Origin of the sequence: Shewanella sp. SM73 (assembly GCF_025653795.1) — a bacterium.
GTDB classification, from domain to species: Bacteria; Pseudomonadota; Gammaproteobacteria; order Enterobacterales; family Shewanellaceae; genus Shewanella; species Shewanella oncorhynchi.
Genome location: NZ_JAKKRY010000007.1, coordinates 66575 through 88006, shown reverse-complemented (window position 1 = coordinate 88006; position 21432 = coordinate 66575). Strand labels below are relative to the sequence as shown.

The window sequence follows — 21432 nt, the reverse complement described above, 5'->3', positions numbered from 1 at the left end:
GATTACCGTGTCTCAGCCATTGGAAGTACCTAAGTTAGAAACTGCGCAAATTTGCCCTCTGTGCCAAGGCGCGAATCAATGTGCTGTGATTTTAGGTAAGGGTATTGAGGATTGTTGGTGCGCTCTGCAAACATTTCCACCTTTGGCCGCCTTGCAAGCGCAAGCATCAGATTCGCCGCTAGGGGTCATCAACCATATTTTACCGTCTGCCGATGCGTGTATTTGCCAAGCTTGTTTAATCCAACTTAAGCAGGGGTTAAGTCTGGGGCAGATCGCAGAGCAGGATGAAAAAAGCCCATCGAGTGTGAGCGATGGGCTAGGTTATGAGGTGAAATAGCGGGCTGAAGTAATGAGTTATCGACCGATTGTGTAATCCAGTTGCACAGTGGTTTGTGCCTCAACGGCTATACCATTTTCAAACTTGGGTGCGTAACGCCATTTATCTATCATTTTTAGCGTTTCTTTCTCAAAGAGAGCACCACCCTTAGAAGCTAAAATTTCAGGATTTTTGACGAAGCCATTTTCATCGACAGTAAATTTAAGCTGAACCCAGCCACTTTTACCTCGCTGCGCATAGGACATTGGATAGTCTGGTGCGGTACGGAAAATAGGTTGTTGTTCCTGTGCGTCGGCCCAAGGACGCATTTTGCCGATAGCAATACAGTGGGCGGTGGACTCGTCACGCTTTCCTTGGCGCTCATATAGTTCTACTAAATAAGCGTGGGCACTTAAGGCATAGGGATGGCTAAAGTTAAGGGCTTCAAACTGCTTAACGACTTCTAAAAGCAATGGAATCGCCTTGTCATCATGCTTTTCTGCATACTCAACGGCACCCACCACATAGGTTGCCTTGACTCTGTCTATGGCGTTCTCTGGTAAAATCTCTTTATAAATATCATAGGCATCGAAGGCATAGCTTCTTACGCTTTTGGTGTATAGCTCTGTATTTGATAAGCGGTTGAAGGCGGCCATTTTTACATCGGCGAGCAGTTTCTTTTTATCGGATTTTTCAGCAATTGCGATAGCAGTAAGCAAATCATTTTTCGCATCTTTGGCTTCAACGGCGGTTTGTGCAGCACCTAGTAAGGGGTCGATAAGCTCAAGCGCTTCTTTGCCATAATGAACTTTATAGTTAGCCAGAGCGAGTTGATACAATTCATTCGCCTTAGCCGTTTTGGGCAGATTATTTTCTGTAAATGGGTAAGGTGCAACTTGCTTTTCTATCGCGCTGGCCCAGTTCATGGCTAGGTTAGCTAAGTCGACGCTGTCTTTGGTATATTGAGCTTCGCCGAGTTGATAAGCGTTTTTTGCGCTTGCTTCAATATTTGCAGCATCGCCTTTTTCTACGGCGGCTTGATAGTCACTATAGGCTTTGGCAAAGCTATTTTCTGAGGCATGCACGCTAAGAGAAGTGCCTAAAGTGAGGGCAAGAAGACAGGCAATTGGCAGCATTTTTCCGTGTGACATTCTATATATCCTTATTATTGATGAATTTAGATGATACATAGGTGTACATTTTGAGGCAAGTTAGTTTGGCTTTTGTTAATGATGCTTGTGGGGAATGCAGATAACTGAGCACTGATAACTGAGCTCTGAGAACTGATAACTGAGATTGAAGATAAGCGAGCCCAGCTGAAACTGAGTTCGCTTATTTATCAGTGCCTTGTCGTTTTATGATCCGTAATGACTTCTATTAGCCACAATCACTTAGCTGTGAAAGTCACGGCGAACTGTCCAAGCGCGCCGTATTCAAATTTGCAGACCTGTGCCAATGGCAGATCAAGGACGCCAGCGTAAGAGCCTGTGATCACATATTGCCCTTGAGTTAAGCCAATGCCTTGGGAGGATAAAAAGTTAACTAACCAGTAGAGTCCCGCCTTAGGGAAACCGTTAGGATGAATGGCGGATTTTTGCAGTGTGTCGCTTTGCTGGTGCTCGTCATTGGCAATATCAACGCTGAGTTCAAAACAGCTCATTTCTAAACCTTCTTGCGGATTAAGCACTGGCCCTAACCACAGTCCTTGATTGACTAAGCCATCGGCGAGGGCATCAAAATGCGTCGCTTCACTGGGTGTGTGGTAGCGGCTTTTGATCAATTCCAAGGCTAAGCGTGTGTGGCCTAAGGCCTCGTCGATTTCAGCCTCTGTGTAAGGTGTGCTTCTTGGCGGTAAATCGCGAGCAATCTCGAAGGCGAGTTCGGGTTCGACTCGGGCCAGGCCTTTAGTCGATGGATAGAGCGGGCAAGTGGTCGATTGTTGATACACATCATCTTGATAAATAGGCGCTACGACGGTTTTTTCCGCCGTGGGTAATAGGCATTTCCACGCCGCGATAGGATTGTTATCGCTTGCCTTAAATATTTCTGCTACGGCTTGTTGAATAGCAAAGGCCTGTTCGAAGCTGGTTGGCCTTAGTTCTGGGATCAGTAAATCGCCGCTCGTGCCTGCTGCGCGGCGCTCGGCTAATTCTTTGGCTGCGGTATTAATATGCGTTTTAACTTGTTCGATCGTGGCGGTAGATAACATTAACTTTCCTATTTAAAGCGTTAGCTTAAAAAGAAGTGGCCTAGAGAGTGTGTGGCAGAAGCCATTTTTATGGGCCAAATATACTCGGTTATTGGCAACGCGGGAAATGCCAATGTTGGCTTTCGGGGTAAATCTGCTGCAGTTGAATCAAGAGTGCAGCCAATATTCCAATTATCGTAAGATGCTGAAACTTGCCTCACATAAGTGTCAGCTAAAGTATCCAAGCTAACGCGAATGTTTCCATGATGATCCGCTAGATATTGTGTTGGCTCAGTGCCAGAATGGCTGTCCATTTTGCGGTTTCTACTGGACTCCTCCGTGAACCTTAGCCATAACGCCCCTCAGGCAAATAATCATGCTCAACTCGGGCTCCTGTTCATCTCAGTTGCGGTTTTATTTTGGGGCATGTTACCTATAGCATTAAAGCTCTCGGCGGCCTTTATCGATCCCGTGACTCTTACTTGGTTTCGTTTTCTGGTCGCGCTTTTAGTCAGCATAGTGATCCAATGGAGCGCAGGTAGTCTTAAGCAATTTGCAGCACTCGATGCCAAAGTTTGGTTAAGGTTAGTGCTTGCTGGCATCTTCTTGATGCTCAATTATGTGTCTTTTGTTTATTCACTCGATTACCTCGCACCGGGCGCCGCCCAACTGAATTTCCAGACTTCACCCTTTTTCCTCGCGTTTGGTGGTGTGTTGTTTTTTAAGGAACGGCTTAATGCGGTGCAACTCAGCTGTTTTGCAACCTTAGCTTTAGGTATGTTGATGTTTTTCCATCCTAATTTAAATTTTTCTGGGGCTAATAATCATCAGGTTTGGATTGGGGTGATGATCATCCAGTTCTCAGCACTGTCGTGGACTAGCTATGCCTTATTGCAAAAATCCTTACTGAATCGTTTGTCGCCCGCGAACGTGCTCTTAGTGATCTATGGCTTAGGTATTTTCGTAATGGCTCCCTTTAGCGACTTTAGTCAGTTTGTCCGTATGGACAGCTTCGATTGGCAGATAGCACTGTTTTGCGCCGCCAATACCTTGATCGCCTATGGCTGTTTTGGGCAGTCGATGAAGTACTGGCCGACGGCGCAGGTCAGTGCCATGTTGGCCCTAACGCCAGTATTTAGCTTTAGTGCCACGGCGTTAGTGGTGAGCCTTGGCTGGTGGCCAGAAGTATTTCGCGCTGATGAATTAGATGGTTTATCTCTGCTGGGGATTGGCGTGATTATAGTGTCTGTGATGGTGGTGCAATTGCTGCCTATGTACCGTAATCGTCAGGCGAAGCGTTTGCAGGCTGTCTAACGCAGACATTTTATCTATGGGAAAGGTCAGTGATCACTAGACTCAGCGAATTAAAACTTCAGGATATCCGTGGCGTCATCTTCGATCTCGACGGCACCTTAGCACATTCTAATCCTGATTTTGCAGGGCTGCGGCGGGAGTTGGGGATTCATTCTGGTACGGATATCTTGGCCCATGTCGAGAGTCTTAGTACTGATGAAGCTTGTGCTCAAGCGTTAGACATTGTCCATGAGTACGAAAGACAAAGTTCACTCAAGGCCAGTTGGATTGATGGCGCGAGGGAGCTTATCGAATGCCTACGGGCCAAGTCACTGCCCTTGGCTATTTTGACTCGCAATATGCCAGAAGCGGCGCAAATCACTATCGATAAACTCGGCATAGATATCGCACTAGTATTAACGCGCTACGACGCTCAGCCTAAGCCGCATCCCGAAGGTATTCATCTTATTTGCCAGCAGTGGCAACTCGCGCCCGCAGATATCTTGTATGTGGGCGATTATCTGTTTGATCTGCAAACTGCGCGCAATGCGGGTAGTCACTGTGCCCTCTATTGCCCTGAAGACGTGCCCGACTATGCCCAAGCGGCTGATTTACTGGTCTCTTGCTACCACAGCCTGATTAAAGCATGGCCTAAATAATTTATTCCTATGCGGTTAACCTGTTTAGCCGCATATATCTCAATTAACTCCTGTGACTACTTAGGTAATTGCTTACAAAGGTCATCAAATAGTGCAAAACTTTCGGTTAGCACCGTCTGTAATTGATCTTCGTTATAGCACCATGGCTGGCGTTGTGTACGCCAGTCGTTATCCTAGTCAATCTCTTCACCTCGCGCTAACCGCTCTGCAACGGCAATCTGTTGATAGGAGCCGCCACCGATGCGCTTATCTTCACGCCACAAGTCAAAGTTAAAAACTACCCACTGCCGCATCTCCATCATAAGCCTCATATGTGGGTAGGCGAACTTTTTCGCATTTAGCTTGTAATATCCCCCCTCACTTTTGTAAAAACGGATCGGGTAGGGGAACTGGGCAACCAGTGCTTGTTGACGCTCCGTCGGCACCTTAGGATTAAAATCGCCAGGGAGCTTAGGAAAGCGCGCCAACATAGAGGCACATAGCGCTCGGCAAAATTAACCTCACGGGCAATGGTAATCACGGGTTGTGACACTTCACTTAGGATAAAATTGTGTTGTTGCTCAGTTAACATATCGTCATCCATCTTGACTGTTTATGGTGTTATTTTCATGGTAGCTAAAGGTTAATATCCAATTTTTCAATTGATTAAAAATGTTAGGTCAATATCAAAATCGCTTTTGTCGCTACGGCCTCGCTAAGAGTCAGAAGGTATTTAGCGGTTACTTTGTGTATCCAGCTTATCTTGTTTAAGCCCAAGCCGAATACTGTCGAGTAATGCCACTAACCAGCAGAGCAAAAAGCCATAGAGCAGCTCATTGGCATTGGCAATTGTGGTCTGGGTTTGTTGGGTGATTTCGGCAGAAATCACGCCGATATCTAGCGGTAAGGTGCCGTTTTGAATATCTAAGGCGATGACTTGCGCCACTTGATAGATTTGCATGAGCAACAGCACAAGACTCACGACCGCTAAGCTAAAAAATACCAGTGCCGAGCGTTTATGTTTTAGGTAAAAATGGCCGCTGCCGGGGGCGACAAAGGCGGATAACAGGCCGGCGTTAAAGGCTTTTTTCATCGAAATACACTAGATGCGTTGCTAAAGACTAAGTCGACACTAATAGACATGTTGGCTTAACTGCAAGTTAATTTGCCATTGCGACTAACATTCCAATAAAGCCCGCAAACAGAGTGCAACCGACAAGTACCATGATTAATAACGTTTTATCTTTGTGGCATGACTTAGCGAGTTCAGGCAGTGCCGAGGTAAATGGGGAAGTGATCAGTGCTAAAAAATCCATTTTATATCCTTAAGCTAGGCATTCTTGTACTGACTATATCAGCTTGAAATATCAACTGGCCAGTGTGCTTTGAGCTAGTGCGATGTTAAGCCAACAAAAAAGGAGCCTAGGCTCCTTTTTTAGTCTCTAGCTTAAGCTAGATTAGTCTTCACGTGGTTTACGTGGCTTACGCTCACCGGCAGGTTTGTCTGCACGTGGTTTGCGGTCAGCAAATGGCTTATCACCAGTAGACGCAGCGCGAGGCTTACGATCACCCGCTGGGCGGTCACCTGTTGGACGATCGCCACGTGGTTTACGGTCACCCGCAGGGCGGTCTGAACGAGCACTGCGGCCTGAATCAACAAATACTTGATCGCCAGCTTCGCGGATGTTCAATGGCTTGCCACAAACACGTACTTTACGTAGGTGCTGTAACACGTCTTTTGGCATGCCGTCTGGCAGGTCAACAGTGGTCACTGCATCATAAAGTTGGATTGCGCCAATGTAACGGCTGTCGATGTTAGCTTCGTTCGCGATAGCGCCAACGATGTTACCCACACCTACACCATTCTCACGACCTACGTCGATCACGTAACGGCACATTTTCAAATCTGGGTTGTCTTTCAACGCTTCAGCTGAGCCTAAGCTGGCTGGCATTGGACGCGGTTCGCGACTTCTGCGTTCACCACGCTCACCACCACGGTCATTACGATCACTTCCGCGGTCGCTACGTTCAGTGCGCTCACTGCGTTCATCACGAACACGTTCTTGAATGGCTGGCAATTGCAAAGGACGTTCTTGCTGAACTTGCTGTAATAATGCAGCGGCTAGCAGATCTGTATCGACTTCTAACTGTTGGCATAATTGAGCAACAGCTTCTTTCATGAAATCTAAATCGCCGTTGATTGTTTCAGCCAATTGCTCACCTAAGCGAGACAGACGACGTTCTGCAACAGTCTCTGGGCTTGGGATTTTCATTGGTGAAATGCGGCTGTTAGTTGAGCGTTCGATAGTGCGCAGCATGCGCATTTCACGGCTCGTTACAAACAGGATCGCCATACCAGTACGGCCAGCACGGCCTGTACGGCCAATACGGTGTACATAAGCTTCGGCATCATACGGAATATCGTAGTTCACAACGTGACCGATACGCTCAACGTCAAGACCACGGGCCGCAACGTCAGTCGCGATCAGAATGTCTAACTTGCCACGTTTCAGTTGGTCAACTGCACGCTCACGGGCTTGCTGGTTCATGTCACCGTGTAGTGGTGATGAAGCATAACCGCGGGCTTCTAACTTCTCAGCTAACTCAACACATGAGTTACGAGTACGTACGAATATGATCACACCTTCAGTGTTTTCAACTTCTAATACACGTACTAAGGCTTCAAGTTTGTTGTGTTGTGATACTTGTACGAAACGCTGTTCGATTGACTCAACCGTCGTTTGGCTTGATTCGATACGAACATGTACAGGATTACGTAAGTGCTGGTTAGCAACACGCTTAATTTGCTCTGGCATAGTGGCAGAGAATAGCGCCAGTTGGCGTTCGCTTGGCGTGTGCTCAAGGATCCATTCGATATCATCGATGAAGCCCATTTTTAACATTTCATCGGCTTCATCGAGCACTAAGGCTTGTAATGAATCGAGTTTCAAGGTGCCGCGACGCATATGGTCCATAACACGACCAGGTGTACCAACAATAACTTGTGGGCCGCGTTTCAGGGCATTCAACTGTTGTTGCATGCTTTGGCCGCCGTAAATTGGAAGAACGTGGAAATTCTTCATAAATTTGGCATAGCTACTGAACGCTTCAGCAACCTGCACGGCTAATTCACGTGTTGGTGCTAATACTAAAATTTGCGGTGTCGTTTGGCTGGTAACTTTGTTTAATAGTGGTAACGCGAAGGCGCCAGTTTTACCTGTACCTGTTTGCGCTTGACCTAAAATATCTTTGCCAGCCATAAGTGGATCAATACTGGCTGATTGGATTGGCGTTGGTTTTTCATAACCTAGCTCGTCAAGAGCACGCAACAAATTCTCGGATAGGCCGAGTTCACGGAAAGTTCTTTCATCGGATGACATTGGGTTGTAGCCTTGTGGATGCGCGCGCGAAATGGCGCTAAAGTTTCACAGACAGAAAATCAACCCCGTGTCGATTTCCCGCGAACGACGGATTATAGCAGCATGGCGGCCACTTTACCAATCAGAGTCACGCTATTTAACCTGTTTTCTGCATTTTTTTCGCTAAAACTGAGCAAGAAACGCGCCACTTCCCATTAATTCTTTAAATATTCAACATTTAATTGAAGTAACTCGAATGCTGACTCTGTCACTGCCGCAAGAAAAGTGATGTCGATTGTCGCGACGGTATCCTCTGGTGTGTGATATTGGGGATGGGTCGGCACACCAAAATACAGCCAAGGGATATTCGCTTTGTGGAAGGGGTAATGATCCGACGCCCGCAGCCAATCGGTACTTTGTATGCTTCGACCAACGGGTTTAGGGTGCGTGAGTTTAATGCAAAGTCGGTTCTGCTGATTCAGTAGGGGTTTAAATTGATTGAACTGAGTGAAGTTTCGACTGCCTTCGAGGTAAATCGCATAGGGCCTGCCGGGGTGACTCACCATATCTAAATTCAACATCAGCTCAAAAGTCGCTTCTGGCAGGCGGGTTTTGAGTTGTTCAACCAAGGCGATACTGCCATAGAGCCCAGGTTCTTCGGCATCGGTTGCCACAAACATCAGGTTCACCTTAGGCAAGGTATTGGGTTGTAGGGCAAATTGCTGTTGCCAATGTTTGGCAATGGCGAGCATAGCGGCGACGCCCGAGGCGTTATCATCGGCGCCGTGGTAAATCTTACTGCCGCTCATGCCTAAGTGATCATAGTGGGCGACGATAATGCGCCATCGATTCGTCGGTTCTGCCGCCATCGCGGTGGCGACCACGTTGGCGCCGTTTTCTTGGGTGAAGAAGGTTTGATATTCAAAGGGCACGATAAAGTCCGCTCCCCAAGGCTGTAAACCTAGCCCCTGAAATTGCTGCTTTATATAGTCACGACTTTTTGCCGCACCTTGGGTTTGGGTTTTGCGGCCTTCAAATTCATCCGAACTTAATACTGTGACTGTCGCTTGTAACTCTGTGGGCTCGGCCCAAGTGAGTTTTAGCTCTGTGCGTGCACAGGTTTCGGCTGAGTTAGCGCAGCCAGTGAGGGTCGTTGTAACAACGCAGGCCAGTGCTAATAAGCCAAGTCTTTGGGATTGATGTCTTATAAGGTGCGTGATCTTGAACTTGGCGAGCAGCTGACCGATACGACTGTGGTTGAATAGAGTCGATGCGCTTAGGTTTATGTCGCTTAGATTTTTACTTAAAAGTGATTGATACTGCCTCGGTAATATAAGGTGAGTCACTGGGGACTGAGTGCTATCACGCATGGACATTCCTTATCGCTGAAGCCTTCGCCAGAAGATGAATATCATCTTTGCCTAAATCCGATTCTAATTCAATGAGATCTATATGTATGCGATAGCTTAAGCATATTGGATTGCTGAGCGAAAAAAAGCGCAGTGCTTAGGGCGACTGCGCTTTTATTATTCAGACCAACTGCGGCGTGAGCCGAATGTTAAGCCTTAGCTTTATTGGCCTTTGCCAGCTCGATATCCCGTTTTAGCAGTGGCTTTAAGAAGCGTGCCGTGTGGGAGGTTGGATGCTCGGCGACTTCTTCCGGCGTGCCTGTGGCTAAAATCATACCGCCACCACCGCCACCTTCTGGGCCTAAGTCGATAATCCAGTCTGCGGTTTTGATCACATCCAGATTATGCTCAATCACCACAATCGTGTTGCCGTGGGATTTGAGACGATGCAACACGTCGAGCAGCAATTGAATATCGGCAAAATGTAAGCCCGTGGTCGGTTCATCCAAGATATACAAGGTTTGGCCCGTGTCACGCTTAGACAGCTCTTTGGCAAGTTTCACCCTTTGGGCTTCACCGCCCGAAAGTGTGGTCGCACTTTGGCCGAGACGCACATAGGACAAACCCACATCCATCAAGGTTTGTAGCTTACGGGCAATGGCAGGTACGGCATCGAAGAACTGACGCGCATCTTCCACTGTCATCTGTAGTACTTCGTGAATATTCTTGCCTTTATAGCGTACTTCTAAGGTTTCGCGGTTGTAGCGCTTACCTTTACAAGAATCACAGGGTACATATACATCGGGTAGGAAGTGCATTTCGACCTTGATCAAGCCATCGCCTTGGCAGGCCTCGCAGCGTCCACCTTTTACGTTAAAGGAGAAACGGCCGACCTGATAACCGCGAGTCCGCGACTCTTGGGTTCCGGCAAAAATCTCGCGAATTGGGGTGAAGATGCCGGTATAAGTGGCCGGATTTGAGCGCGGTGTGCGGCCAATCGGGCTTTGGTCGATATCGACCACTTTGTCGCACAGTTCCATCCCTTCGATACGGTCATAGGGTGATGGCTCATCCACCGTCGCTCCGTTGAGCATTCTATGGGCGATCTTGAAGAAGGTATCGTTGATTAAGGTTGATTTACCCGAACCTGATACACCCGTCACACAGGTGAATAGGCCAATGGGAATGGTTAAATCCACATTACGCAAGTTGTTGCCGCGTGCGCCAAACAACTCAATCACTTGAGTTTTGTCGAACGGAATGCGCGGTGTATCGATATGAATGCAGCGCTTACCAGAAATATATTGTCCGGTAACTGACTCTTCACAGGCGATGATTTTCTCAATTGGGCCGTCGCAAATCACTTCGCCGCCGTGTACGCCAGCACCAGGGCCGATATCGATCACGTGATCCGCCATACGGATCGCATCTTCGTCATGCTCAACCACAATCACAGTGTTGCCCAAATCCCGCAGGTGGATAAGCGTCTGCAGCAGACGCTCGTTATCCCTTTGATGCAGGCCGATTGAAGGTTCGTCGAGCACATACATCACGCCGACGAGTCCGGCGCCAATTTGGCTGGCGAGTCGAATACGTTGGGCTTCACCGCCGGAGAGGGTTTCTGCCGAGCGCGATAGGCTCAAATAATTGAGACCCACGTTGACGAGGAAGCCTAAGCGATCGCGGATTTCCTTTAAAATCTTCTCGGCAATCTGCGCCTTTTGGCCACTAAACTCGACTTTCTCGAAGTAGTCCAAGGCTTCGCCAATCGACCAAGTGGTGAGTTGTGGCAGGTTGATATCACCTAAAAACACGTTACGGGCTTCTTCGCGCAGACGCGAACCACCACAGCTTTGACAAGCTTGGGTATTGATAAACTTGGCTAATTCGTCACGTACCGAGTTACTTTCGGTTTCGCGATAGCGCCTGTCCATGTTGTTTAGAATGCCTTCGAAGGGGTGATTACGCACCACCACATCACCGCGGTCATTAATGTATTTAAAGGCAATACTTTCTTTACCTGAGCCGTAAAGTACGATTTTGCGGACTTTTTCGCTAAGCTGCTCGTAGGGCACTTCGACATCGAACTTATAGTGTTCGGCGAGTGAGCTAAGCATTTGGAAATAGTAGAAGTTGCGTCTATCCCAGCCGCGAATCGCACCGCCCGCCAGTGAAAGCTCGGTATTGGTGATCACGCGCTCAGGATCGAAAAATTGTTGTACCCCTAAACCATCACAGGTTTGGCACGCGCCGGCTGGATTGTTAAAGGAGAAGATCCTTGGTTCTAATTCCGCCATCGAATAACCGCAATGCGGGCAGGCGAAGTTGGCCGAAAAGATCAGTTCTTCGCCTTTTGCTTTACCAGTACCAGTGTCGTCTTCCATGCTGGCAACGGTCGCTATGCCGCCGGAGAGTTCTAGTGCAGTTTCGAAGGATTCCGCTAAGCGTTGCTTGATATCGTCACGCACTTTAAAACGGTCGACAACCACTTCAATCGTGTGTTTAACGTGTAAGTCTAAGGTTGGCGGATCGGTTAAGTCACACACTTCACCGTCGATACGCGCGCGGATATAACCCTGCGCCGATAGACCTTCGAGCAATTTAACGTGTTCACCCTTACGGGCGTTGACTACAGGTGCGAGCAGCATCAAGCGGCTGTCTTGGGGCATTTCCAACACTTTATCGACCATCTGGCTGACGGTTTGTGCCGCCAAGGGTTGATTGTGTGTCGGACAACGCGGCTCACCCACACGGGCAAACATCAAGCGCAGGTAATCATAAATTTCGGTAATCGTGCCCACGGTTGAACGTGGGTTATGGGAGGTGGATTTTTGCTCTATGGATATCGCCGGGCTTAAGCCTTCAATATGGTCCACATCGGGCTTTTCCATTAAACTCAAAAATTGGCGAGCATAGGCAGATAGGGACTCGACATAACGTCGCTGGCCCTCGGCATATAAAGTATCGAAAGCGAGGGAGGATTTGCCAGATCCCGATAAGCCCGTGATGACAATCAGTTTATCCCTTGGGATAGTCAGGTTGATATTCTTGAGATTGTGGGTGCGTGCGCCGCGTATTTCAATCTTATCCATCTATCGCTCTAATGCCATATGCTTAAAAAAATGAGCACAAGTATCGCACAGTTCCGCCGCTGAGTTTAGTTGATTCTGTGATCTGCACCAATCCTAGGGCTGGCACTGGCTTTAAGTCGGCCTGCTTTGCGGTATGTTGTGGATGGAATGGATTAACTAAGATTAATACTGTTGTTGCGCACTGACTCACAGGACAATTGTGAACACTATGTTAGACTCATTCCCCTGTGTCTGAGCGTTAAAAATAAAGATGTTAACTCAGACACAGTCAATATAGGTCCGTGATAAACGGGATAAAAGCTAAGTGTATAGTCAGTGGTTTAGGCCACTATTTCCTTTTGAGCAAATCCTTTTGGGTGTGGTAACATGCGCCCCTTAAAAGACTTCAATCCAGGGCAAAATCATGGGTAACAACGGACTTTCGGGTACTGAGAAAAAAGTCGCGTTTTCTTTAGCCAGTGTATTTGGTTTGCGCATGATGGGCTTGTTTATGATCATGCCCGTCTTTGCACTTTATGGTCAGCATCTTGAAGGCTTTTCGCCTCTGTGGGTGGGTATTGCTATCGGCGCCTATGGCCTGACTCAAGCCGTGCTGCAAATCCCTATGGGGATTTTATCTGACAAATATGGTCGCAAGCCGATTATTCTTGGTGGCTTAGTGTTGTTTGCTATTGGCAGTGTTATCGCTGCTAATGCAGATACGATTTATGGCGTTGTCTTTGGTCGAGCTGTACAGGGTATGGGCGCGATTGCCGCTGCCGTGCTGGCGCTTGCCGCAGATTTAACCCGCGACGAGCAGCGCACTAAGGTGATGGCGATTATTGGCATGTGTATCGGGTTATCTTTTGCCCTGTCTTTGCTAATGGGACCTATCGTCGCGCAACATCTTGGGTTGACTGGATTGTTTTGGTTAACGGCGGTATTTGCTATTGTCGGTATGCTGTTGATCCAGTTTTTAGTGCCTAATCCCATCACTCAGGCGCCGAAGGGAGACACTCTAGCTACGCCCGCTAAGCTCAAACGTATGTTCCTCGAGCCGCAATTATTTAGGCTTAACGCTGGGATTTTTATCCTGCATTTAGTGCTCACCGCAGTATTTGTGGCACTGCCGCTGGATCTGGTGGATGCGGGTCTAGTGAAAGAAAAACATTGGATGCTGTATTTCCCCGCTTTTGTGGGCGCATTTATTTTGATGGTGCCGTTAATCATCATAGGGGTTAAGCGCAAAAATACTAAGGCGATGTTCCAAATTGCCCTCGTGATAATGATAGTGGCATTGCTGGCGATGGCCGCATTTGCGAGCAATCTTTGGGTATTGAGTTTTGCCGTGGTGCTCTTCTTTACTGGGTTTAACTATTTAGAAGCTTCACTGCCAAGTTTGATTGCCAAATTTTGCCCCGTCGGCGAAAAAGGTTCGGCCATGGGCGTGTATTCTACTAGCCAATTTTTAGGGGCTTTTTGTGGTGGTATGCTCGGTGGTGGTGCTTTCCAGCTCGTGGGCGCAGTCGGGGTATTTATTGTTGCCGTGATCTTAATGTCTATTTGGTTATTCCTGACATTAGGCATGCAAAACCCTGTGTTGTTAAAGAGTTACACCTTAGAAGCCGAAGTCAAAGACAAGGCACAAGCGCGGGATATGGCGACTCAGTTATCCCAATTAATGGGCGTCGTCGAAGCGATCGTCGTGCTGGACGAGAAAGTGGCCTACTTAAAGGTTGATGAGCATTTCGATTTAAGAGAAGCACGAGCTGTGTTAGGCTCTGCTCAATAATATCTGGGTCTGCCGTGTGGTATTTGGGGAAGCTGATTTTCCTCTATGGCGACACAGATAAACAACATACTGAATTAATAGATTATTTAAAGAATCGCAGGAGATTTCAATGGCCAGTCGTGGTGTTAACAAGGTAATTTTGGTTGGCAATTTGGGACAAGATCCAGAAGTGCGTTATATGCCAAACGGTAATGCAGTCGCAAATATCACAGTAGCGACTAGCGAATCGTGGAAAGACCAACAGGGTCAACAGCAAGAGCGTACTGAATGGCACCGTGTGGTTCTGTTCGGCAAATTAGCTGAAATTACAGGTGAATACCTGCGTAAAGGTTCACAGGTTTACCTTGAAGGTAAACTGCAAACTCGTAAGTGGAAAGACCAAAGTGGTCAAGACCGTTACAGCACTGAAGTGGTTATCGACCAAAGCGGTAGCATGCAAATGCTAGGTAGCCGTGGTCAAGGTGGACAAGCACAAGGCGCGCCAATGGGCGGCGGCATGCCACAAAACGCAGGTTACCAATCTGCACCACAACAAGCCGCGCCTGCGCAAAATCAATATGCGCCAGCGCCTCAAGCAGCACCTGCTTACCAAGCGCCAGCTCAGCAACAATATGCTCCGCCAGCACCTGCCCAGCAGCAAGGTTATGGTCAGCCACAGGCTCAACAACCACAACAAGGTGGTTATGCGCCTAAGCCACAAGCCGCGCCAGCGCCAGCTTATCAAGCGCCAGCAGCACCGGCACAGCGTCCAGCGCCACAACCACAGCAAAACTTCACCCCAGATTTGGATGATGGTTGGGATGACGATATTCCGTTCTAATTTGGAACGTATCGAAGTGTAAAGACGGTATCGTCTTAAATAAGCAAAGCCACGCGAGTCGTGGCTTTGTTGTTTCTTGTCTTTATGTTTTGTGCTGTGAGGCCGTAGGCGAGGTTGTTAAACCCTTCACCTCGCTTGCTCACATAACGATACGTTTGAGATAGAAACTTAGAACGTATAATCGAAGTTATAACGCATGCCTAGCATGATCTGGTCATTGGTTTCGCGGTATTCAAAATCTGTTTTTTGATATTCGATGAAGGTGCTGAATTTCGGTGTTTTATGCCATTCCAGCGTAGTGTTATAGGCATTGTATTTCGCGGAGGTGATGTCATTGTCGCCATCGTCATATCTGGACACGCCTAGCTTGATTTTATAGCTGTCAGTGATGGGATAGCTTGCAACCACATCTAGTGTTGAACCATCCAATGTGGTGCCATCGACGCTGTCTTTTTCAATGTTTTGGTAGGCTGCGGCGAGGAACAGAGAATTGAAATTTTTCGCTAGGGTTACACCGAATGTATTTTCATCCTTGTTGTCCTCTAACTCTTTATTATAAAAAGCCGCGGCAATGTAGATGAAGTCGGTTTTATAACGGATACCCGTGTTAACGAAGTCACTGCCGCCACTGCCTTTATTGCCGTCGAATTGCGCATCGGCCGAAAATAACAGGTCGCCAAACTCTTTACGATAGGTCACGAGATTATTGAGCCTGAATGGGCTCGCACTGTCATAGGCAAGCGGTGTTCCTGAGCGGTTAAAGATATCGACCGGATCAGAAATCATTTCCTGAGTAACGGCTTGTTTACCGATGGCAACGCTACCAAAAAATCCCTTTAATCCGACATAGGCTTTACGCGCATCGCCAAAGTCACCGTCATCTTTGATATCGACCTTAAATTCCCCTTTGGCAAAACCGACTAAGCCATTACCGAGTTGGTGCTCTGCAGCAAAACCAATCCGCGAGTTCGCATCGCCTACATCCCACACATCGTCCGAGTTAGTGTGGGTCAGGCCGAAGGTTGGGCGTAAAGAACCATAAAAATTAAACTGGGTATCCGATGGCACTGATGGCTCATTTTCTTGAGCTTCGAGCATGGCGAGTCTCTGCTGAATTTGTTGTAACTCAGTGCGTAATTCGTCATTGGTTTCTGCTGTATTATTGGCTTGAACGGCAAAGATAGGTGTGGCAAAGCTCAGCACAAGTATGGCTGATGTGAGTTTAGACGGTTTCATTTATGTTTCCTTACATAACAACTACTCGCGTTACGCTAATGGATTTTGTTGCCGATTGAGCTGTATCGCTAGTAGTAAGGATTTGCACTTGTGATAGTGCTGGGGAGGCGCCTAGCTAAGAAATTAGGCTTCGTATCTCAGCAGCTGACAGATAAAAGCTGTCAGCTGGTTTTGGAAAGGTGCAATCCTATCAATCCCGCCAAAACAGCGGGACGTTAGAGGGAGGATTAGAGTATGGTCGCGGCCATTTTGCGGCGCAGGTAAGCGATTTGCTGCATGTGTGGCAAATCTTTGGGACAGTTATCTTGGCAGCCGAGTAGCGTCATACAGCCAAATACGCCATCTTGATTGCCAATCACATGGTAGAAATCATCCGCGCTGCGGCTGTCTCTGCTATCCATTTCAAAGCGGGCGATTTTCATCATGCCAACCGCGCCGACAAAGGTGTCACGCATTTGTTTGGTGGCGCAGGCCGACACGCAAACGCCACATTCGACACAGCGTTCTAGTTCATAGATCCGTGCGGCTTCTTCGGGTGCCATTGGATTTTCGAGACGATGAATGTCCTGATCATCGGGTCTAGGGTGCAGCCACAGTTTTAAGCGTTCGGCTAATTCACGCATAAATTTACCCGTGTTCACCGATAAGTCGCCAATCAGCTCGAAGCCGGGCAGCGGCATTAGGGTGATTTCGCCATTAGGATAATTTGCCGTTAACGTGCGACAGGCAAGCGTGGGGAAACCATTGATCACCATGGCGCAACTGCCACAGATGCCCGCGCGGCAGACAAAGTCGAACTGCAGTGACGGGTCTTGTAGCTCACGTAGTTGATTTAAGGCGATAAATACTGTCATGCCCGGTGTTTCAGTCAACTGATAACGTTCCATCTTTGGCTTGTCTTGGCCATCTTGCGGATCGTAGCGAAAGATATTAAAGCTGATTTGACGGCTCATAGTGGTTTGTTTCCTACCGGTTGGGCTGGAGTGATCGCTAAGGTATCGCTGAGGCGTTCATTAGGAGCCTGCAGGTGGCTTGGCAGCTCGTATGGCATCAGGGCTCGCTGCAGTGTGTTTCTATCGGGATCATCACCTAAGCTCGCGAGCACTTGATTGATTTCTTGTACGCGTTTTTCGGTATCTGGATGGGCGATAGTATTGTCGTTACCGTAGCCACGGTATCCCGGTGGTAGCTCCATTTTCATCACATCTAGCGCTTCATAACGCAGTACTGGTTCAAGTGATTCGGCATCTGGCCAAGTCGCCAGTGTGCGGTTGAGCCAATCTTTATCATTGCGTTGTGGGTAATCTTCCCGTGAATGGGCGCCGCGGCTTTCAGTGCGAGCCTCTGCGCCACAGGCGACGGTTAGGGCCACTTTCAACATACGGGTGACGCGCAGCGCTTCGACTAACTCAGGATTAGCGTGACGTTTTTTACATTTTAGGCCAAGATTTTTTGCCCGCAGCAGTAAGTCTTTCAAGCCTTTAATGGCTTTATCTAACTCGGGTCCATTACGGAAGATCCCGACGTAGTTCATCATGATGCGTTGCATTTCTTTCTTTATTTGGAAGGGGTTTTCTGTGCCGTTGCCTTCGATCAGTCCATCGATTTCTTGCTGCAATTTATTAATGAATTTTTGGGTCAGTGCGGTATCAATTTCCAAGTCGTTATTATCACAAAAATCAGCCACATATTTGCCGATGATCATGCCGCCGACCACAGTTTCTGCCACCGAATTACCGCCTAAACGGTTAAAACCATGCATGTCCCAACAGGCCGCTTCTCCGACACTGAACAGCCCTTTGAGTTGTGGACTCTCACCTGTGGCATTGGTGCGCACGCCGCCCATGGAATAATGCTGGGTAGGCCTGACGGGGATCCAGTCTTTACAAGGATCGATACCGAGGAAGTAATCACAAATCTCTTTCACTTCGCGCAGGTTGGTTTCGATATGTTCACGGCCCAGCTGCGTAATATCCAGCCACAGATGCGGGCCATAAGGGCTTTCGACGCCATTACCTTTACGCATGTGCTCTGTCATGCGGCGGGAAACCACATCGCGGGAAGCGAGTTCTTTTTTCTCTGGTTCGTAATCTGGCATAAAGCGGTGGCCGTCTTTATCGCGCAGGATACCGCCATCACCACGACACCCTTCAGTGGTAAGGATCCCCGCGGGCACTATGGCGGTAGGGTGAAATTGCACCGCTTCCATATTGCCTAAGGTGGCGACACCTGTGTCGAGTGCTAACGCTTGGCCTATGCCTTCGCAGATGGTGGCATTGGTCGATATTTCATAAATCTTGCCATAACCGCCGGTGGCGATGGTGGTGGATTTGGCGACATAAGCGCGCAATTCACCTGTGACTAAACAGCGGGCAATGACTCCATGGCAACGCTTACCGTCATGGATCAGCGACAGTGCTTCAATTCGTTCGTGTACTGGAATGCCCATGGAGATAGCTTGGTTATCGACCGCGTACAGCAAAGAGTGGCCAGTGCCATCGGCGGTGTAACAGGTACGCCATTTTTTAGTGCCACCAAAATCGCGGGCATTGATCAGGCCGTGAGCTTCTTCAGCCTCATTGAGCGTTACCCTTTGTGCGTTCATGATGACTTCACGCGGGCCGGCAGATATTCTCGACCAAGGTACGCCCCAGTTGGTGAGTTCGCGGATCGCTTTCGGTGCAACGTGGGCAAACATGCGTGCGACGTCTTGATCGCAGCCCCAGTCAGAACCTTTTACCGTGTCTTGAAAGTGAATGTCTTCGTTATCGCCCATGCCTTTAACAGTATTGCCTAGGCTGGCTTGCATTCCGCCCTGTGCGGCGGCCGAATGTGAACGTTTTGCGGGAATTAACGATAGCACTAAGGTATCTAGGCCTCGCTCTTTGGTGGCAATTGCGACTCTAAGGCCTGCCAATCCTGCGCCAATGACTAATGAGTCTGTATAAATGATTTTCAAATCAGATCCTTATCTAATAATTTAGATAACATTTCATGGATTTATCATTGCGCTCCTCGGGCATAGATGCGCTGCAACTATGTATCAGAGGAGGATCCGTATGTTGTTTGTCTTGCTATACAGGCTAGGTGCGCCGATAGCGTCATGCCCATTACTGAGGAATAAACGGTTGTACTGGCAAAACTAATTCGATACCAATATTGATATAGGTCACTAGGCTTAATGTGCCTAAACACAATAAATAGACGATCAATACTTGCGCTATAGTGCGGATAAGTGGACGGTTACTACTCACACCCCACTTTAATATCACTCGGTATAAACCAACGATGCCGTGGAATAACACGATAGGTAAAAACACCACGTATAAGAGCCAAGCGTTATCGTGGTAAACCCGTTCGGCCGAAAGGTGAGGGCCAATATCAGGGTTTAAAATCATAGTGGCAAGATGGGCTGACACTAAGAAAAACAGTAAGAAACCTGTGATCATCTGCCAGAACCATGCTTGGGTATCTCTATGCTTGATAGTCGACATAAAGCCACGCATCGCTCGCCATTGACCTAATTGCACTGGAAAACGACGTAGTGCAGTGGCGGCATGTACTGCAACAATCACGAGCATAATGACTGAAATTATCTGGGTCACGATGGGGAAGCCATGACCCGTCGAGCTAAACATACTGCCTTCTAAGAATTGCACCATGTGAAAGAAGGTTTCTTTACCAAATAAAATGCTCGCCTCGAAATGCATATGAAATAAGAGGAAAATACCTAATATAAGCCCTGTCGCACTTTGTAAGCAGTCTGCTTTAGCCGACCAAGCTTGGCCAAATGGTCCGCCGTTAATGGCGGTAGGAACACGCGTTTTTGCTGACATTAATTCACCTCTTACTCGATTTGCTATGGCGTGAATGTACCTGCATCACGCCAAAACAAAGTCTATAGATACAGATTAAAAGAAGAGGGTTAATCCATTTGTAGGCATTAGCCCTGAGAGCACTTAGGGTAAAATTGAGCTACAGCATCATGCCGCCAAACAGGAAGGCTAATGCCACACTGGTGGCAATCGTCACAACGCCAGGGACCAGGAACGGATGGTTAAATACCGCCTTACCAATCCGAGTCGAGCCGGTATCATCCATCTCGACCGCAGCCAGTAGCGTGGGGTAAGTCGGTAATACAAACAGCGCGCTGACGGCGGCGAAAGAGGCTACGGCTGTCAATGGACTTACGCCAATCGCTAAGGCTGCGGGCATCAGCGCCTTTGTTGTCGCGCCTTGGGAGTAGAGCAGCATGGAGGCAAAGAATAAGGTTACCGATAATAACCAAGGCTGACTTTGCAGTAAGGTGCCGGCAAGATCTTTGATTTCCTCGATATGATTCGACACTAAGGTATCGCCTAACCAAGCCACACCTAATACACAGACACAGGCTGACATGCCTGACTTGAAGGTGGCAGCATTAGAGATTTCGCTCGCGTCTAACTTACAGAAAATCGTAATAGCGGCAGCTGCCGTGAGCATCAGCACCATAATGGCGGCGTCGCGTGGCAATACAGGGTCAACAATCAAACCGACTTTGTCAGATATCGCAGTGGCATAGGCCATGACAGCCGCAATCGCCAGCAAGAAAATCATCACAGATCGTTTCGCGCCGGCTTTAATCTCGATTTGAGTTGTGCCGCGTGTTTTAACTAAACCTTTGGCTAAGCGTTCTTGATAGACAGGATCATCGGCCAGTTCTTTACCCATTAAGTTGGCAACAACGGCTCCGACCATGCAGGCGAGGAAAGTTGAGGGAATACAAACGGCTAACAGTACTAAATAATCTACGCCAAACGGCTCTAAGATACCTGAGAAGAACACGACAGCCGCTGAAATCGGTGAGGCGGTAATGGCGACTTGAGATGCGACAACGGCAATAGATAAGGGACGAGAGGGGCGAATGCCTTGCTCTTTTGCGACTTCGGCAATAACAGGTAAGGTGGAGAATGCTGTGTGGCCTGTACCCGCAAAAAGTGTCATGAAATAGGTGACGACAGGGGCCAGAAAGGTGATTTGTTTGGGATGCTTACGTAATAATTTTTCTGCCAGTGAGACTAAATAATCCATCCCTCCAGACACTTGCATGGCCGCAATCGCGGTGATAACTGACATAATGATGAGGATCACGTCAATCGGGATATTGCCCGGTTTGAGTCCCATCCCCGCGGTCAGTATCAGTACCCCGACACCGCCAGCGAAGCCGACTCCCATGCTACCCATCCTTGCACCAAGGTAAATAGCCCCGAGGACGATAATTATCTCTAATATAATCATAGTGTTAACTCTATTTTATTTTTAATTTCAATAGCCTGCGCATATTCACTCTGCGCAGGCTTATTCTTGAATCATCGAGTTGTGGGCTGGGGA

The 21432-nt window shown here is 48.1% G+C and carries 18 protein-coding genes; 5 read left to right on the top strand and 13 right to left on the bottom strand.

Going from position 1 to position 21432, the window contains the following annotated elements; genetic code table 11:
* Window positions 1-7: 7 nt before the first annotated feature.
* Entirely contained in the window at window positions 8-337 is a 330-nt protein-coding gene (locus L5M51_RS11765; protein WP_012586705.1) for a cysteine-rich CWC family protein, read from the top strand.
* A gap of 17 nt (window positions 338-354) precedes the next feature.
* Here the strand turns inward: L5M51_RS11765 and L5M51_RS11760 are convergent, their stop codons facing one another.
* Both L5M51_RS11760 and L5M51_RS11755 read right to left on the bottom strand, forming a co-directional pair.
* A complete protein-coding gene (locus tag L5M51_RS11760) occupies window positions 355-1467 on the bottom strand; it encodes an energy transducer TonB (RefSeq protein ID WP_263172860.1) in 1113 nt (370 codons plus the stop codon).
* Window positions 1468-1703: 236 nt separating this feature from the next.
* The gene (locus L5M51_RS11755; RefSeq protein WP_263172859.1) at window positions 1704-2525 is read right to left on the bottom strand and encodes a hydratase; all 822 of its coding nucleotides are present in this window, start codon (window positions 2523-2525) and stop codon (window positions 1704-1706) included.
* Window positions 2526-2843: 318 nt separating this feature from the next.
* On the opposite strand from L5M51_RS11755, the gene L5M51_RS11750 reads away from it, so the two are divergent.
* Both L5M51_RS11750 and L5M51_RS11745 read left to right on the top strand, forming a co-directional pair.
* Window positions 2844-3818: a DMT family transporter gene (locus tag L5M51_RS11750; RefSeq protein WP_113940039.1), complete on the top strand. Its 975-nt coding sequence runs from the start codon at window positions 2844-2846 to the stop codon at window positions 3816-3818.
* A gap of 29 nt (window positions 3819-3847) precedes the next feature.
* Window positions 3848-4456, top strand: coding sequence for an HAD family hydrolase (locus L5M51_RS11745; protein ID WP_263172858.1), 609 nt, complete (start codon window positions 3848-3850; stop codon window positions 4454-4456).
* 173 nt (window positions 4457-4629) lie between these two features.
* On the opposite strand, the gene L5M51_RS11740 is transcribed toward L5M51_RS11745, so the two are convergent.
* The 6 genes from L5M51_RS11740 to uvrA form a co-directional block, all read right to left on the bottom strand.
* Window positions 4630-4926, bottom strand: coding sequence for a hypothetical protein (locus L5M51_RS11740; RefSeq protein ID WP_263172857.1), 297 nt, complete (start codon window positions 4924-4926; stop codon window positions 4630-4632).
* A gap of 242 nt (window positions 4927-5168) precedes the next feature.
* On the bottom strand, window positions 5169-5528 hold the full coding sequence (locus L5M51_RS11735) for a hypothetical protein (protein WP_198573411.1): 360 nt from the start codon (window positions 5526-5528) through the stop codon (window positions 5169-5171).
* Window positions 5529-5595: 67 nt separating this feature from the next.
* On the bottom strand, window positions 5596-5751 hold the full coding sequence (locus L5M51_RS11730; RefSeq protein WP_168825603.1) for a hypothetical protein: 156 nt from the start codon (window positions 5749-5751) through the stop codon (window positions 5596-5598).
* 141 nt (window positions 5752-5892) lie between these two features.
* Window positions 5893-7815: a DEAD/DEAH box helicase gene (locus L5M51_RS11725; RefSeq protein ID WP_011847889.1), complete on the bottom strand. Its 1923-nt coding sequence runs from the start codon at window positions 7813-7815 to the stop codon at window positions 5893-5895.
* Window positions 7816-8009: 194 nt separating this feature from the next.
* Complete coding sequence (locus L5M51_RS11720) at window positions 8010-9164, bottom strand: M28 family peptidase (protein WP_263172855.1); 1155 nt, start codon at window positions 9162-9164, stop codon at window positions 8010-8012.
* A 188-nt stretch (window positions 9165-9352) separates the two neighbouring features.
* Window positions 9353-12235, bottom strand: coding sequence for an excinuclease ABC subunit UvrA (gene uvrA / locus L5M51_RS11715; protein WP_263172853.1), 2883 nt, complete (start codon window positions 12233-12235; stop codon window positions 9353-9355).
* 403 nt (window positions 12236-12638) lie between these two features.
* Between uvrA and L5M51_RS11710 the strand changes: the two genes are divergently transcribed.
* A complete protein-coding gene (locus tag L5M51_RS11710) occupies window positions 12639-14006 on the top strand; it encodes an MFS transporter (protein ID WP_113940034.1) in 1368 nt (455 codons plus the stop codon).
* A 109-nt stretch (window positions 14007-14115) separates the two neighbouring features.
* A complete protein-coding gene (ssb, locus tag L5M51_RS11705) occupies window positions 14116-14826 on the top strand; it encodes a single-stranded DNA-binding protein (protein WP_011790777.1) in 711 nt (236 codons plus the stop codon).
* A 168-nt stretch (window positions 14827-14994) separates the two neighbouring features.
* Here the strand turns inward: ssb and L5M51_RS11700 are convergent, their stop codons facing one another.
* The 5 genes from L5M51_RS11700 to L5M51_RS11680 all read right to left on the bottom strand — a co-directional run bounded on the left by L5M51_RS11700 (window position 14995) and on the right by L5M51_RS11680 (window position 21339).
* Window positions 14995-16062: a porin gene (locus L5M51_RS11700; RefSeq protein WP_105251337.1), complete on the bottom strand. Its 1068-nt coding sequence runs from the start codon at window positions 16060-16062 to the stop codon at window positions 14995-14997.
* Between the two features lie 227 nt (window positions 16063-16289).
* Window positions 16290-17015 (bottom strand): fumarate reductase iron-sulfur subunit, encoded by a 726-nt coding sequence (locus L5M51_RS11695; protein ID WP_105251338.1) that lies wholly within the window; start codon window positions 17013-17015, stop codon window positions 16290-16292.
* Entirely contained in the window at window positions 17012-19021 is a 2010-nt protein-coding gene (locus L5M51_RS11690; RefSeq protein ID WP_219250630.1) for a fumarate reductase flavoprotein subunit, read from the bottom strand. The genes L5M51_RS11695 and L5M51_RS11690 overlap by 4 nt, the downstream gene beginning before the upstream one ends.
* 151 nt (window positions 19022-19172) lie before the next feature.
* A complete protein-coding gene (locus tag L5M51_RS11685; protein WP_113940029.1) occupies window positions 19173-19898 on the bottom strand; it encodes a fumarate reductase cytochrome b subunit in 726 nt (241 codons plus the stop codon).
* Between the two features lie 139 nt (window positions 19899-20037).
* Window positions 20038-21339, bottom strand: coding sequence for an anaerobic C4-dicarboxylate transporter (locus tag L5M51_RS11680; protein ID WP_113940028.1), 1302 nt, complete (start codon window positions 21337-21339; stop codon window positions 20038-20040).
* Window positions 21340-21432: the final 93 nt, after the last annotated feature.